17 protein-coding genes are annotated in these 14,215 nt (G+C 56.3%); 7 read left to right on the top strand and 10 right to left on the bottom strand.

Going from position 1 to position 14,215, the window contains the following annotated elements; translation table 11 throughout:
* From A3K90_RS00985 to A3K90_RS00965, 5 genes are all read left to right on the top strand, one after another.
* A partial coding sequence (locus tag A3K90_RS00985; protein ID WP_303680730.1) for an ATP-binding protein occupies positions 1 to 953 on the top strand: 953 nt, incomplete at its 5' end.
* A 15-nt stretch (positions 954 to 968) separates the two neighbouring features.
* On the top strand, positions 969 to 1,133 hold the full coding sequence (locus tag A3K90_RS00980) for a hypothetical protein (RefSeq protein ID WP_303680729.1): 165 nt from the start codon (positions 969 to 971) through the stop codon (positions 1,131 to 1,133).
* A 747-nt stretch (positions 1,134 to 1,880) separates the two neighbouring features.
* The gene (locus A3K90_RS00975; RefSeq protein ID WP_011357903.1) at positions 1,881 to 2,933 is read left to right on the top strand and encodes a 3-deoxy-7-phosphoheptulonate synthase; all 1,053 of its coding nucleotides are present in this window, start codon (positions 1,881 to 1,883) and stop codon (positions 2,931 to 2,933) included.
* Positions 2,934 to 2,965: 32 nt separating this feature from the next.
* Positions 2,966 to 3,169 (top strand): DUF2892 domain-containing protein, encoded by a 204-nt coding sequence (locus A3K90_RS00970; protein WP_011357902.1) that lies wholly within the window; start codon positions 2,966 to 2,968, stop codon positions 3,167 to 3,169.
* A 93-nt stretch (positions 3,170 to 3,262) separates the two neighbouring features.
* Complete coding sequence (locus A3K90_RS00965) at positions 3,263 to 4,399, top strand: hypothetical protein (protein WP_011357901.1); 1,137 nt, start codon at positions 3,263 to 3,265, stop codon at positions 4,397 to 4,399.
* Between the two features lies 1 nt (position 4,400).
* Here A3K90_RS00965 and A3K90_RS10265 read toward each other — a convergent pair whose 3' ends face one another.
* From A3K90_RS10265 to A3K90_RS00945, 5 genes are all read right to left on the bottom strand, one after another.
* Positions 4,401 to 4,736 (bottom strand): type II toxin-antitoxin system PemK/MazF family toxin, encoded by a 336-nt coding sequence (locus tag A3K90_RS10265; RefSeq protein ID WP_369690397.1) that lies wholly within the window; start codon positions 4,734 to 4,736, stop codon positions 4,401 to 4,403.
* Positions 4,726 to 4,950 carry an AbrB/MazE/SpoVT family DNA-binding domain-containing protein gene (locus A3K90_RS00960; RefSeq protein ID WP_303680728.1) on the bottom strand — a complete coding sequence of 75 codons (225 nt, stop codon included), beginning with the start codon at positions 4,948 to 4,950 and terminating at the stop codon, positions 4,726 to 4,728. The genes A3K90_RS10265 and A3K90_RS00960 overlap by 11 nt, the downstream gene beginning before the upstream one ends.
* A 210-nt stretch (positions 4,951 to 5,160) precedes the next feature.
* Complete coding sequence (locus A3K90_RS00955) at positions 5,161 to 5,832, bottom strand: TorF family putative porin (RefSeq protein ID WP_303680727.1); 672 nt, start codon at positions 5,830 to 5,832, stop codon at positions 5,161 to 5,163.
* Between the two features lie 100 nt (positions 5,833 to 5,932).
* Positions 5,933 to 6,274: a P-II family nitrogen regulator gene (locus A3K90_RS00950; protein ID WP_011357898.1), complete on the bottom strand. Its 342-nt coding sequence runs from the start codon at positions 6,272 to 6,274 to the stop codon at positions 5,933 to 5,935.
* A 21-nt stretch (positions 6,275 to 6,295) separates the two neighbouring features.
* Positions 6,296 to 7,621 carry an ammonium transporter gene (locus A3K90_RS00945; RefSeq protein WP_011357897.1) on the bottom strand — a complete coding sequence of 442 codons (1,326 nt, stop codon included), beginning with the start codon at positions 7,619 to 7,621 and terminating at the stop codon, positions 6,296 to 6,298.
* A gap of 256 nt (positions 7,622 to 7,877) precedes the next feature.
* Between A3K90_RS00945 and A3K90_RS00940 the strand changes: the two genes are divergently transcribed.
* Together A3K90_RS00940 and pgi are read left to right on the top strand one after the other, a co-directional pair.
* Positions 7,878 to 8,297, top strand: coding sequence for an ATP-binding protein (locus A3K90_RS00940; RefSeq protein WP_049752370.1), 420 nt, complete (start codon positions 7,878 to 7,880; stop codon positions 8,295 to 8,297).
* A gap of 45 nt (positions 8,298 to 8,342) precedes the next feature.
* Positions 8,343 to 9,998 carry a glucose-6-phosphate isomerase gene (gene pgi / locus A3K90_RS00935; protein WP_303680736.1) on the top strand — a complete coding sequence of 552 codons (1,656 nt, stop codon included), beginning with the start codon at positions 8,343 to 8,345 and terminating at the stop codon, positions 9,996 to 9,998.
* A gap of 434 nt (positions 9,999 to 10,432) precedes the next feature.
* On the opposite strand, the gene A3K90_RS00930 is transcribed toward pgi, so the two are convergent.
* From A3K90_RS00930 to A3K90_RS00910, 5 genes are all read right to left on the bottom strand, one after another.
* Positions 10,433 to 11,446: an FAD:protein FMN transferase gene (locus A3K90_RS00930; protein WP_303680725.1), complete on the bottom strand. Its 1,014-nt coding sequence runs from the start codon at positions 11,444 to 11,446 to the stop codon at positions 10,433 to 10,435.
* A 65-nt stretch (positions 11,447 to 11,511) separates the two neighbouring features.
* The gene (gene rsxA, locus A3K90_RS00925) at positions 11,512 to 12,090 is read right to left on the bottom strand and encodes an electron transport complex subunit RsxA (protein WP_011357893.1); all 579 of its coding nucleotides are present in this window, start codon (positions 12,088 to 12,090) and stop codon (positions 11,512 to 11,514) included.
* The gene (gene rsxE / locus A3K90_RS00920) at positions 12,090 to 12,692 is read right to left on the bottom strand and encodes an electron transport complex subunit RsxE (RefSeq protein ID WP_011357892.1); all 603 of its coding nucleotides are present in this window, start codon (positions 12,690 to 12,692) and stop codon (positions 12,090 to 12,092) included. Before rsxE ends, rsxA begins: the two co-directional genes overlap by 1 nt.
* Positions 12,689 to 13,234, bottom strand: coding sequence for an RnfABCDGE type electron transport complex subunit G (locus A3K90_RS00915; RefSeq protein ID WP_303680724.1), 546 nt, complete (start codon positions 13,232 to 13,234; stop codon positions 12,689 to 12,691). The genes rsxE and A3K90_RS00915 overlap by 4 nt, the downstream gene beginning before the upstream one ends.
* The gene (locus A3K90_RS00910; protein WP_011357890.1) at positions 13,231 to 14,205 is read right to left on the bottom strand and encodes an RnfABCDGE type electron transport complex subunit D; all 975 of its coding nucleotides are present in this window, start codon (positions 14,203 to 14,205) and stop codon (positions 13,231 to 13,233) included. The genes A3K90_RS00915 and A3K90_RS00910 overlap by 4 nt, the downstream gene beginning before the upstream one ends.
* Positions 14,206 to 14,215: the final 10 nt, after the last annotated feature.

The raw sequence follows: 14,215 nt of genomic DNA, 5'->3' as shown, positions 1-14,215 counted from the left end.
CAACCGAGCGTTCAGTGGCAATCACCAGCCAGCTACTGGGATTCGCCCGCAAGCAGACCGTGCAGCCGGCAGTCATAGGGCTGAACGCACTGGTTGAAGAGTGCCTCCCGATGCTGCGTGGTGCTATGGGGGAATCCATCGCCTGCGTCTGGCACCCCGGCCCCGCCATCAACTCCATCTCGATCGATCCCGGGCAATTCGACCAGATCCTCCTCATCCTCTGCTTGAACGCCCGCGACGCCATAAAAGAGAACGGTACCATTACGATCAACGCCGGCGAGAGTACGACACCGGGATATGCCGTCCTTACCGTAAAGGATACCGGAATCGGCATCAATGAGCGTCATCTTCCGCACATTTTCGAGCCGTTCTTCACCACTAAAGAGGTAGGGAAGGGCACAGGCCTCGGCCTCTCTACCGTCTACGGAATCGTGAAGCAGCACAACGGCCATGTTGCATGCTCCAGCGAACAGGGTAAAGGAAGCACCTTTACCCTGTCCTTCCCCCTGTATAGCGATCCCGCAGTGGCAGAAAAACCTGCCGATGATGAATGGAGTGAGCCGGCCGTAGAGGATAGCAAGGTCATCCTCATTGTTGAAGACGAGCCGGATATTCTGCATCTCGTCCAGACGATACTTGAAAAAATAGGATACCGGGTGCGCTCGGCTCCGGATGGCGAAAGCGCCCTCAAGCTGGACCCGCAGGGCATCAACCTGCTTCTTACTGATGTGGTGTTGCCGGGCATGAACGGCCCTCAGCTCTATGAGATTATGCAGGAGGCCGATCCCGACCTGCAATGTATGTTCATGTCCGGCTACGCACCTGAAAGCCTTGATCACCTTCAGTCGCTGCAGGAAGGAGTGAACTTTATCCGCAAGCCTTTCAGCATCAAAGATCTTGTCGGTCTGGTTCAGCGGTCTTTGGAGCCCCAGTCATACCTCCCCCCTCAATGAAATGGGGGACGTGGAGTGAGTGGTGGTGTCATGGGGTGCACGCCGGACGGTGGCAGCGTGGGATGGATGAAGATGCCGGGCGAAATTGCCGGGCGGAGTGATCCAGCCTGCACGCGCTACGCCTGGCTTGCTGCGCTGATAGCCTCTCGCCATGCCGGCCGCGTCCCGTCCCACCTCTGAAACAGCCGCTCAGCCAGCTCTGCGGCATTTGCTCCGTGTCAAGCTGGCACCGTCAATCCGATCATCTCTTCTTGCTGGCGGTACAAAAATGACTCCGGCGTTCCAAAAAGATCCTTCAGTGCAAGGCGGTTTATCCTTTTTTATTAACCGGGCGCAACTGCGATGAGTTCAGCCGGTCAGTTAAACGCCGACCCGAACGATGGTATCCTAACCAAACAGTAGGAGAATGCATACACGAGGTCATGAAGTCATGCCCGGATACTCCAGAAACAGCCTGTCTCTGGCAACTGACTCGGCCGCCCAGCGGTAGCTGCCCATGGCAGTCTGCACGTGAGTGGTCTCAAGGCAGTCAGACCAATCCAGGATCTGGGCAAAAGAGCGCTCTCTGCAAGCCATTTGCCCAGCTTCTTTTCGAGCGACAGAAGCGCCTTGGTCTTTCCTTTGTCCGCTCTTTGCGAGCCCTCGGCGCATTTGCGTCTGGATAAACTCCGAGATCATCGGCTGCCTCCTTCGCCGGTCTTGTTGTCCTTGAGGGGCAGTTCAAAGGCTTCCATTTTAAACGGATTGTTATACTGGCGACGTGGTGCCTGATGCGTCATAATGCCGATGCCCTGCACTGCAGTGTGCCCTGACGCTGGAATTTATTGTGGGGTATCTTCATTATATCTCGTGGTTTTTTTTATCTTCAGTGACTGATTTGAACGAGCATTCTTCGAGCATTTTTGAGCATTATTGTCTGTATCGCTGATGGAACAGTTACATGATTTACGGGTTTCGAGCATCATCCGGCTTTCTTCCCCCGGTGACCTCAAAGACCGGCTTCCGGTTGATGAGGCGGCGGCACTGGCCATTGCTGCAGGACGTCGCGAAATAGAGGGGATCCTCACGGGCAAGGACCGGCGCATGCTGGTCATTGTAGGCCCCTGCTCGATTCATGATATCAACGCTGCCCGCGAGTATGCCCAGCGGCTGGCAATCCTGCGCAAAGAGCTTGAGGAGGACCTTGTCATCGTCATGCGGGTCTACTTCGAAAAACCGCGCACGACCATCGGATGGAAAGGGTTCATCAACGATCCGCATCTAGACGATACCTACGATATCGAGCACGGTCTTTATCATGCCCGCAAGCTGCTCCTTGAAATCAATGCCATGGGTCTGCCCTGTGCGACGGAGTTCCTTGACCCCATTACCCCGCAGTATGTGGCCGATGTCATCAGCTGGGCTGCCATCGGCGCCCGCACCATCGAGTCGCAGACGCACCGGCAGATGGCCAGCGGCCTTTCCATGCCGGTCGGGTTCAAAAACTCGACGGACGGCCGTCTCGGCGTAGCCGTTGACGCCATCCGCTCGGCGATGCACCCGCACAGTTTTCTCGGCATCGACCAGGAAGGGCGCAGCAGCGTGATCACCACCAAGGGCAACCCGTTCGGGCACATGGTTCTTCGCGGCGGCAGCAAGGGGCCTAATTATGATGCATCGAGCATCGCCGAAGCCGAAGCGCTCTTGAAGAAAGCCGGGCTCGAGCAGTCCCTGCTTGTTGACTGCAGCCATGCAAATTCCGGTAAACAGCACGCCCAGCAGCTGAAGGTGTGGGAGGACATCCTCCGCCAGAAGCGTGAAGGCAGCAGAAGTATTGCCGGCGTCATGATCGAAAGCAATATCTGTTCCGGCAACCAGCCTTTTCCCGAAGACCCCCAGAAGCTCCATTACGGCGTCTCGATTACCGACGAGTGCATCTCGTGGGAAGAGACTGAACGGATGCTGCGTGAGGGAGCTGATACCATGCACTCAATTCTCTGACTTTCGCTTTCTAAACCATAACCCAAATCAACATGAATATCGATAAGCTTGTTCTTGCCATAGCTGGACTTCTCATTCTCGTCAGTGTTTCCCTTGCTGTTACCATCAGCACCGGATGGCTCTGGCTCACCGGCATTGTCGGCGCCATGATGCTTCAGTCCGCATTCACCGGTTTCTGCCCGATGGCCCTCATTCTGAAGGCACTCGGCGTCGAGCCCGGCAACGCGTTCAAGTGACCTTTCAGCCGGAGATTTATCAATGACATAATCCCCCTTTCCAGGGGGATTTGTATTCCTAAATGAGACAACCATTCGAGGAGGGAGGGCGAAATGTCCATCGAAATCAGGCAGGTGCATACAAAGCAGGAACGCAAGGCGTTCATCAAGTTCGCCTGGAAGGTCTACCGGGATGACCGGCAGCTGAAAGAGAACTGGGTGCCGCCGGTGATCTCCGACTACATGAAGACGCTGGACACTGAGGCTTTCCCGCTCTACGAACATGCAGAACTTGCAATGTTCACCGCCTGGAAGGACGGCTCCATGGCCGGAACCATTGCCGCCATCGCCAACCGCCGCCATAATGAGGTGCATGGCGACCGTGTCGGGTTCTGGGGCTTTTTCGAGTGCCTGAACGACCAGGGGGTTGCCGACGCCCTCTTTGCCGCAGCTGCGGACTGGCTGAAGGGAAAAGGGCTGGACACCATGCGCGGTCCTGTCAGCCCTTCAATGAACGACCAGTGCGGCATGCTTACCAAAGGCTATGACAGTCCTCCGGTCTTCCTCATGCTCTACAACCCGCCCTATTACAACGATCTTGTCCAGAAAGCCGGTCACCATGTCGGTCAGGAACTGCTGGCATGGTACATCGACCAGAAGATCATCGACATTGCGCGGCTACGCAAAATCTCGGCGCATGTGATGAAGCGTGAGGGGCTGTCGATCAGGATCATCGACATGAAGAATTTCGAACGGGAAATCGAGCTGGTGCGTGACATCTACAACAGCGCCTGGGAGAAAAACTGGGGGTTCGTGCCGATGACGGACAAGGAGTTCGACTTCATGGCCAAGAGTTTGAAGCCGATCGCCAACCCGCACTATATTTATTTCGTAGAGGACTCCAATGGACGTACCATCGGGTTCTCCCTCTCACTGCCTGACATCAACCAGGCGCTCCGCCATGTGAACGGCAACCCGTTCACTCCCTGGGGGTTCGTGAAGTTCCTCTGGTACCGGCGCAACATCTCCCTTGTCCGCACCATTGTGATGGGAGTGCTGCCCGAGTACCGCAACAAGGGGATCGACAGCATCCTGAACACGCATATTGCCGATTACGGGGGCCAGCACGGCCTGTTCGCCAGTGAGATGAGCTGGGTGCTCAAGTCCAACGAGGCCATGAGCAAGCTCGCCAAGGTCATCGGAGGCAAGCCCTATAAGGAGTATGTGATTTACGAAAAACAGATCGCCTGATTCAGCATCCGAAGTATCGCTTCAGTGCGGAGCCTGCCGTGATGCGGTCGCGTTCTGAAATTGACCCGAGTTTCCTTGTTACGAGCTTTGTCTCAAGCGTAAAGCATTTCATGCGGATTCTGCAAGGGTGCATCAGGTTGGCTTCTGACCAGTCCAGAATCTCGAAATCGCTTTCCCATCTGCTGTTATCTGCCTTTGTGATCATCGAGAGGATAAGATGGTCATGCGACTGGTTGAAGGTTCCGGTCGAGATTACCAGGGCAGGTCTTCGTTTGGTTGTTGACCGGTCAGTGAAAGGAAAAGGAACCACTACCGTGTCAAATTGTTCAAAGCCCATCCCAGGCCTCCTCATCCTCCGCGCTATACCATTCCGAGAGCGATTCTTCAACACACGTGAGATACGGGTCCGCCTTCGGCCTGATTTTCCTCATGATGATGTGATCGCCTTCAATACGAAGATCAAGGACATCTCCTGTTTTTAGTCCGATTTTTTTTCGGATCCTGATCGGGATGGTCATTTGGCCTTTTTCAGTGAGTCGACTGAGTTCCATGGCTGTCATGTGGCTTGTTGGAAAATCCTGCAAGTAAGAATATATGATTTCCCGGATAAGGTCAAACCTTCTTTGTTGCATGTACCGGAGACTATGGTCGGATGCATCTGCCGCCCCATAAACAGCGAAAGGGCCCGAAGGCCCTTCTGCTGCTCTCTCTGTCAAGCACACACACAAGACAGTCGAAGGAAAAGAACATGGAACAGCGGTTTAGAACGATGCCATGAACGTGAGAAATGACTTCTCGGAGTCCGGATTGTATATGTAAGCAGCTGTGTAGCGATCTTTGGAGACAGAGATGCCCGTGTTGACGACAGCAAAGTCTGTGCTACTGCTTCCAGGGCGGTAGTATGCTTCGCTTCCGCCGCCAACAAAAGCAGATGCAGTGAAGCCATCCTTGTCATAGAAACCATATCCAACCTCACAGTAGACAGCGTTTTTGGTATCGATACCGCTGAGATTGACTGCGGCCAAAAGGCTCAGGTCATCGATATCACCACTTGCGCTGAGTTCCACGACGTTCGGGCCGTCTTCACCGAAGTCAAATGTGTTTCCGGTGCCGGCAGTGCAATTGTAGTTGGTAACCGTCATGGTCACAGGTCCGACAGGGACTGATGCAAAGAGGTCAAGCTCCTTATACCGGGTTCCATTAGTTTCCGAGACAGCATACGAGCCCCATGCACCGACTTCAACGCCGATGCCCGCGAAGGTGTAGCTGAGGCTCGGCTGGATGTTCAGTCCGCCGTCAAATTCTGTACCTCTCCATACATAGCTGCTGACGACGTCTGCGCCGATGCTGAAGCCTTCGTCTGCTTTTGCGGTGCCGGTGAATGTTGCTGCCAGCGCTACTGCGAGTGTCAGGAATTTTGCGGTCTTTCTCATTGGATTTCTCCTGTTTGCTTATTGTTGTGTGGTTGCCGGGGCACCCGGTTTCCGGGTACCCCGACGATGGGTTGTTTATTGAAAAGAACAGTTGTTTTCCTTATCCGATGGCGTCTTCACCTTTTTCTTCTGTGCGGATCCTGACGCATTCGGGGAGGTCGAAGATGAAGATCTTTCCGTCTCCGATTTCACCGGTCTTGGCCCCTTTGACGATGGCTTTCACGGTTTTTTCGGCATACTCTTCATTGACTCCGATTTCCAGTTTGATCTTTTTGAGGAGGTTGACCTCGCTCGGTACGCCGCGGTAGACCTCTGTGTAGCCTCCCTGTGCACCGCAACCCAGCGCGTTGGTAACCGTCATCTTCCTCACTCCAACCTCTGCAAGCGCAGCCTTCACGTCAGGCAGCTTGTGGGGCTGGATCATTGCGACAATGTATTTCATGTGTGAGCTCCGGTTGTTTGGTTACTGAGTTGTGAAAATCTGGAATCCGTAGTAGGCCTCCTCCTCATGCTCGGAGATGTCAAGGCCCTTCATTTCATCGTCCCTCGAGACGCGGAGGACGCCCATCGCCTTCAGGATGAAGAACAGAACAAGCATTGTAGCGAATCCCCAGAGCGGGATGGCGATGGAGCCGACGAGCTGCGCGACCATCGGCTGTCCGCCGAAGATCCATGCTGCCACACCGCCCCAGACACCGTTGAGTCCATGCACCGGCCATGCGCCGACAGGGTCATCGATCTTCAGCACGTCGAGCAGCTTGATGCCGGCAACGACCAGGATACCGCCGACTGCACCGATGATGAGCGATTCGTCATAGGTGACGGCATCGCAGTTGGCCGTGATGGCGACAAGACCGGCAAGCATGCCGTTGAGCCCCATGGTGAGATCGGGCTTCTTGAAGAGCGCCCATGCGAAGAACATTGCCACAACCGCACCGGCAGTTGCCGCAAGGGTGGTGTTGGCTGCGATCAGCATGACGGCATTGGTGTTGTCAGCGCCGACGACTGCAAGCTGGCTGCCGGGGTTGAACCCGTACCATCCGATGAGGAGGATGAAGACACCGAGCGTGCTGAGTGCAAGGTTGTGACCGGGCATGGCGTTCGGTGTTCCGTCTGCATTGAACCTGCCGATCCTTGGTCCGAGTACGATCGCGCCTGCAAGTCCAGCGAATCCGCCAAGGGCGTGGACAAGGAGTGAGCCTGCGAAGTCATGGAATCCGAGCGCGCTCAACCAGCCTCCGCCCCACTGCCAGAACCCGCTGATGGGATAGACGAGTCCGCTGATGACTGCCGAATAGATCAGGTAGGACTTGAACTGCATCCTTCCTGCAACGGCGCCCGAGACGATGGTTGCAGCGGTTGCGGCAAAGGCCACCTGGAAGAGGAAGTCGACTGCAGGGTGCAGGTTGCCGGCGGCTGTCTCCGGTGCCACGGAACCGATGCCGAATCCTCCGAAGCCGAAGAACCCGCCCGAGAAGGCTTCACCCGGGTACATGATGCCGTATCCTACGAAGTAGAACAGGATGGCGCCGATTGAAAGGTCCATCAGGTTCTTGAACAGGATGTTCACGGTGTTCTTCGCGGAGTTGAGTCCGGTTTCGACCAGAGCGAATCCTGCCTGCATGAAGAGGACAAGCACGGCACAGATGAAGATAAAGAAGTTGTCTATCGCATAGGCGTTGACGGCGTCCGCCGTTGCTTCGGCTGCCTGGAGCGGCGGGCTGAGCAGGGCAAGCGCCAGAAACGCGCCTACGGAGAGAGCTCCTGATGTCAGCGTTGATCGTTTCATGCTGTTGATTGTTTACTGTTTGTTAAAAAGATTAAGCGAGGTTGACCATTAAGGAAATTCTTTAAGAGAACTTCTGGGATTAATATAAAGAAATAATGCATTCACACAAATAAGTAGTAAATAATTAGCACAAAATTCTTTCTGACTTAAATAATTAAGCCGCATTTCCGAATGCTCCGGTTTGTCCTGATGGCCCTGCAATGCTACATTCCTCATAGGAACCGGTCTCTGGCGCTCTTTCGAAAGACAACGGCCTATGGGAAACTGCATGCTTACCCTCCACGGCAACGTGGATGCCTACGAGTCCCTTCGGGGGCGGGTGGAGTCGTTTGCCCGGGGGGAGGGGTACAGCCGGGATTTTCGCCGCCAGCTTCAGCTCTCACTCAAAGAGGTGTTCGTCAACGCTGTGCAGCACGGGAACTGCGGGCATGAGGAACTCTCGATTACCGTGCAACTCGATGCCACCCTCGAAGCCAACGGCCCCGTGCTCCGGGTAGAGGTGACGGACTGCGGCTGCGGATTCGCACTTCGCGACCTTGCAGATCCAACCAAACCGCAGTTCCTTATGCGTTCTTCCGGCAGAGGGATGTATATTATATCCAGCATTGCTGAAATCGTCGACGTCGAGTGTAATAGGGAGGGCTGCACGCTGCGCCTCCGTTATGCACCGTACTGACGGCATTGTAGTAACCCCCCAAACACAGGACAAAGGAACATCATGATGGATCTTTCAAGAAGTGCTGCGTGGAGCGCCCTCGTATCACACCGCCAGGAGGTCGAGCAACTCCATATGCGGGACATGTTCATGAGCGACCATGACCGCTTCAAGCACTTCTCAATCCGCTGGAACGGCCTGCTTCTTGATTACTCGAAAAACCGTATCAACTCCCGGACCATGGGCCTGCTCGTAGAGCTTGCCCGGCAGGCGAACCTCATCGAGGCCCGGGACGGGATGTTCGCGGGAGAAAAGATCAATTTCACCGAAAACCGTGCGGTTCTGCATACCGCATTGCGTCGCCCGCCAGGATATAGCCTGAACATTGACGGGCTCGATGTGCCAGCCGAGGTGGACTCGGTGCTCCGGCAGATGAAGGCGTTCACCGACAAGGTGGTTAGCGGAGAGTGGAAGGGGTATACGGGAAAGCGCATTACTGATGTCGTAAACATCGGCATCGGCGGCTCCGACCTTGGTCCCTGCATGGTGACCGAGTCGCTCCGGCCGTTCGCAGATGGCGCCATTGCCGTACACTTTGTGTCCAACATCGATGGCACCCATGTCAGCGAAGTGCTCAAGAGGGTTGATGCTGAAACCACCCTTTTTGTCATTGCATCAAAAACCTTCACGACCCAGGAGACCCTGACCAACGCCATGACCGCCAGGGAGTGGTTCCTTTCGAGGGCTATTGACCCGGCCCACATCGCCCTGCATTTTGCCGCCGTGTCGACCAACCGCACGAAGGTCGTGGAGTTCGGCATTGATCCGGAGAACATGTTCAGGTTCTGGGACTGGGTCGGGGGCCGTTATTCCCTCTGGTCTGCCATCGGTCTTTCCATTGCGCTCTATCTGGGGTTTGAGGCTTTCCAGGAGCTGCTCCGGGGAGCCCGGGCCATGGACGAGCACTTCCAGGAGGCTCCGCTTGAAGAGAATATTCCCGTCATCCTCGCCCTGCTCGGCGTCTGGTACAACAATTTCTTCGATGTACCCTCCCACGCCGTCATTCCCTATGACCAGTATCTCCATCGCCTTCCGGCCTATCTCCAGCAGCTGGACATGGAAAGCAACGGCAAGCGGGTAGACCGGCTCGGCAATACGGTCGAGTATCCCACCGGACCGATCATCTGGGGCGAGCCCGGAACCAATTCACAGCATGCGTTCTTCCAGCTCCTGCATCAGGGAACCGGTTTCATTCCTGCAGACTTCATTCTGCCGCTGAAAACCCAGAACCCCATAGGTGAGCATCATGACATTCTCGTCGCCAACTGCTTTGCCCAGACCGAGGCGCTCATGCGCGGCAAGAGTGCTTCGGAGGCATCTGAAGAGCTTGCGGCTGCGGGGGTCGATGAAGAAACGATGCAGATGCTCGTGGCGCACAAGGTCTTCCCCGGAAACCGACCGACCAATACGCTCCTGCTGGATGAAATAAATCCCTTTACGCTCGGAAGCCTCATCGCCATGTATGAGCACAAGGTGTTTGTGCAGGGAGTGATATGGCAGGTCAACTCGTTCGACCAGTGGGGAGTAGAGCTCGGAAAGCAGCTGGCCAAAGCGATTCTGCCTGAGCTCCAGTCCCAGAAAGAGAGCGATGCCCACGATGCTTCGACCAACGCCCTCATCAACAGCTACCGCAGCTACCGCGAGGGGCAGAAGGTCGGGTAGTCATTTCTGATTTCGCCACGTTCGGCATGCATTGAACCCCCGGGAAAATACTGATTTCTCCCCGGGGGTTCGTATTGCCGGGTCCACACCTCTCTCCACGTTATTCCACTAGAGTCCGCCATCTGTCGTGCCCGAAGTCAATAAGGACTCCCGGTGGTGCGCCTGGGGTCTGTTCAGGCGGTTTACTCGTTCGCATGCTCTTTATTCACGTGAGCCCTGATTATTCAATGCCGGAAGCGGGTGATGTTCAACATGTTCCAATACACAACCCCGGTTTCCCCTAGGGGCATTTTTATATCGATTCTTCCGCCCTTCTTTCCCTTGGTGCCTCAGTCCCTCGGGGCCATTGTCAGCAGTTTGTCTCTATTCATCGGTTGCCTTTCGGATGGCTTTTATCTTGAGCTTCCCGGAAGCCAGAGCCCCCTGGTAGAGCCTCATTCTTCAATGAAGGCTGAAAGGTTCGGGCTGCGGTGGATGCGGCCTGTGCTGTCGATGAGGATGTAAGCGAGGGTTGTGTCACGCATGGTACGGGCGCGTGATAGCTCGGGCCCGAGGATGAAGAAGGCGGTCGCATAGGCGTCTGCCTTTGCGGGGTCATGGGCGAAGACCGTCGCACTTTTCATACCCGAAGCCGGCTGGCCGGTCGAAAGATCGATGATGTGGTGGTAGCGGCGGCCGTTCCATATAAAAAAGTTCTCATACCCTCCACTTGTTGCGATGCCGCACTCACGCCTTATGTTGAAGCGGATGAGCGGAGGGGCGTCCTTTCTGTCGGGATCCTGTATGCCAGAGCTCCATTCCCCGCCGTTCTTTCTGCCGTGCACAAACAGATCTCCTCCGGCGTTGATGATGTAGTCGTCTATGCCCGCCCGCTCCAGTATCCTGCCGGCTTCGCGTGCAGCGTACCCTTTGGCGATCCCCCCGAACCCGATTTTCATCCCTTTCTTTTCGAGATACAGCGTCATCTTCTTCCGCTCAAGCCGGACAGCCCGGTAGTCGACAAGTTTCAGGGCAGCCGCAATGCTGTCGGGGGGAGGCGGAGACTTCCGGTGCTTGATGTCCCACAACCTCCCGAGCGGCAGAAAGGTCGGGTCGAATACGCCCCCGGTGCTGTCTGATATGGCCAGGCCGAGCTCTGTGACGTTCGCGAGGTCCAGGGTAACGGGAACGGGGGCGAGGCCTGCCTGACGTGCCGCCAGAGAGACGGGGCTTTCGGCGATCCACTCGCTCAATTGGGACTCCAGAGAGGCAATTCTCTGGAATGCGTTGGTGAAAGCCGCTTCAACTTTTTCTTCAGGGATATCCCTGCTTGCAGCCTTGATTTTGAAGACGGTCCCCATCAGGACCTTTTCCTGTTCGTACACCGGTGCTTCGTCCAGCCGGGCGGAGCAGGAGAAGAGGATGGTGAGAAAGAAGATGAGAAGAGAGAGGCGGAAGGGAGTTCGCATGGCGGTTTCTGGCTTGCAGCCCCCGCCCGGGCAGGCGGGGGAGGCTGCGTTCTCGCGGGGGTATCTTACTTCACAAGTCCGGAAAATCCCATGAATGCAAGCGAGAGGATTGCTGCGGAGACCAGGCCGATCGGGACGTTCCTGAACGGGGCCGGAATATCTGCGTCTTCAAGCTTTTCGCGCACACCGGCAAAGATGACGATGGCCAGGATGAAGCCGATGGCGGAGAAGAAGGCGAAGAGTACGGACATCACAAGCGAATACTTCTCCTGGATGGCAAGCAGGGCCACACCAAGGATGGCGCAGTTCGTGGTGATGAGCGGCAGGTAGATGCCGAGCGCGCTGTACAGGGGCTTGGAGACCTTCTTGAGGACGATTTCGACCAGCTGTACCAGCGAGGCGATGACGAGGATGTACATGACCGTCTGCATGAACTCGATGTGGAATGCCACGAGCACGCCGTGGTAGAGCACATAGGTGATGGCGGTGGAGAGCGTCATGACGAAGGTGACGGCAAGTCCCATTCCGAGGGCCGTGTCGAGTTTCTTTGAGACCCCGAGGTAGGGGCAGATGCCGAGGAAGCGGGCGAAGACAACGTTGTTGACAAAAACAGCGCTGACGATTACGAGCAGATATTCAGCCATCAGTTGACTCCTCTTTTCTTTTCAAGTGCGTTCATGAGTGCAATCATTGCTCCGAGGCCTGCAAATGCGCCGGGAGGGAGGGCGAAGACGAGCAGCGGGGTGCCGTTCTCGCCGATGAGAGGCATATTGAATATTGTTCCGCTGCCGAGAACCTCGCGGATGGAGGCGAGAACAAGGAGCGCCAGGGTAAAGCCGATACCCATACCGATGGCGTCAAGCACCGAGTACCATACTCCGGAGCGGCTGGCGAAGGCTTCAGCACGACCGAGGATGATGCAGTTGACGACGATCAGCGGAATGAAGATGCCGAGCGCCTGGTTCAGCTCAGGCGAGAACGCCTTGATGAGCATATCGACGATCGTCACGAAGGTGGCGATGATGAGCACGAACGACGGGATGCGTACCGTGTCGGGGATCATTTTCGATGTGAGCGATATCACGACATTCGAGCCGAGCAGTACGAAGGTGGTCGCAAGTCCCATGCCGAGTCCGTTTACCGCAGAAGTGGTGACCGCGAGCACCGGGCAGAGCCCGAGGAGCATCTTGGTCACGGGGTTTTCCTTGACGAACCCCCTGGTCAGTGTATTGAGTGCTTCGTTCATTTTGCAGCGGTGTTAGGGTATTGCTGGTTGATCAGTTCCAGTCCGGTGTGGACGGCATCGGTGATGGCTCGCGAGGAGATTGTGGCCGCAGTCAGTTCGTCGACGAACCCGCCATCCTTGTGGACTTTCCATACCGGCCCGTCCAGGCTGACTCCGTGGAACTGCCGGCGGAACCTCTCCTTGTCGATCTTGTCTCCGAGGCCGGGGGTTTCCATGGTCGTGATGACCTTGTAGTCGATGATGCTGTGGTCGGGGGCGACGCCGAGCAGGATTTCAATCCTGCCGCCGTAGCCTTTTTCCGTGAATGATTTCACGGCGATGCCCTTCAAGGTGCCTTCGGTGTCGTAGGCTTCGAAGAATGAAGTGCCGGCAGCTTCGAGGGTTCGGAGGCTGTCAAGCTGGAATGGGAAGATCTTCTCGATCGCTCGACGCTCCATCTGAGCTTTGGCAATCGCGATTGGCTCTTTGGTGAAGTCGGCGACCGTTGCCAGAAGGGCGGCACTGATAAGGCCGATGATGGTAAGTATGATGACTGGTCTCATGCTGTTTCGAGGGACTGTTGTTTCTTGGCCTTGATGTCGTTGAGGTCCCACCGGTCGAGCAGCGGTACCAGGGAGTTCATGATGAGGATTGCGAACGAGACCCCTTCAGGGTATCCGCCCCAGAGCCTGATTACTGCGGTGAGTATGCCGCAGCCGCCGGCGAAGACCAGCTGGCCGCGCATCGACATCGGACTTGTCACCATATCGGTAGCCATGAAGAAAGCACCGAGGATGAGGCCGCCGGTCAGGATGTGGAAGAGCGGGGTGGCGTAGGTCGAAGGATCGATGAGATAGAATATGCCGGTGAAGACTGCGGTGACGGCGATGAAGGTCAGCGGGATGGTGAGGGTGATGTAGCGCTTGTAGAAGAGCCATGCCGCACCGATGAGGAGCGCAAGCGCGGAGGTTTCACCGAGGCTTCCGCCGGTTTTGCCGAGCAGCGCGTCCATGTAGCTGAACCCCTGGAGGGCGGAGAGTCCGTCGGTTTTCAGGATGCCGAGCGGGGAGGCTGCCGTCTGCATGTCCACCGCGAAGGGGACAGGCCAGCTGGTCATGGCGACCGGAAAGGAGATGAGGAGAAACACCCTTGCCACAAGCGCCGGGTTGAAGATGTTGAAGCCGAGCCCTCCGAACAGGTGCTTGGTGACGACGATGGCCACAAAGGCTCCGAGGACGACCATCCAGAGCGGAAGGCCGGAGGGGACGTTGAGTGCAAGGAGCAGGCCGGTGACAACGGCGCTGCCGTCGAAGCAGGAATCGGGCTTCCTTCGGATGCGGTCGGTCATCCATTCAAAGGCGATGGATGCGGCGATGGCCGTAAGGGTCACGAGCAGGGCGGGGATGCCGAAATAGTAGACCGAAAGTGCGGTTGCCGGCAGCAGCGCGAGGGCAACGTTGTACATCACCGATTCTATCGAGTCCTTCGAGCGGACGAAGGGCGCGTAGGATACTTTCAACTTCAGTGGTTCCATGTGGCTAATG

It is taken from the genome of Pelodictyon luteolum, assembly GCF_001622165.1.
In the GTDB taxonomy this organism is placed as follows: Bacteria; Bacteroidota; Chlorobiia; order Chlorobiales; family Chlorobiaceae; genus Chlorobium; species Chlorobium luteolum_B.
Note: the sequence above shows the minus strand (reverse complement) of the source record. Positions and strands in the feature narration are given on the sequence as shown.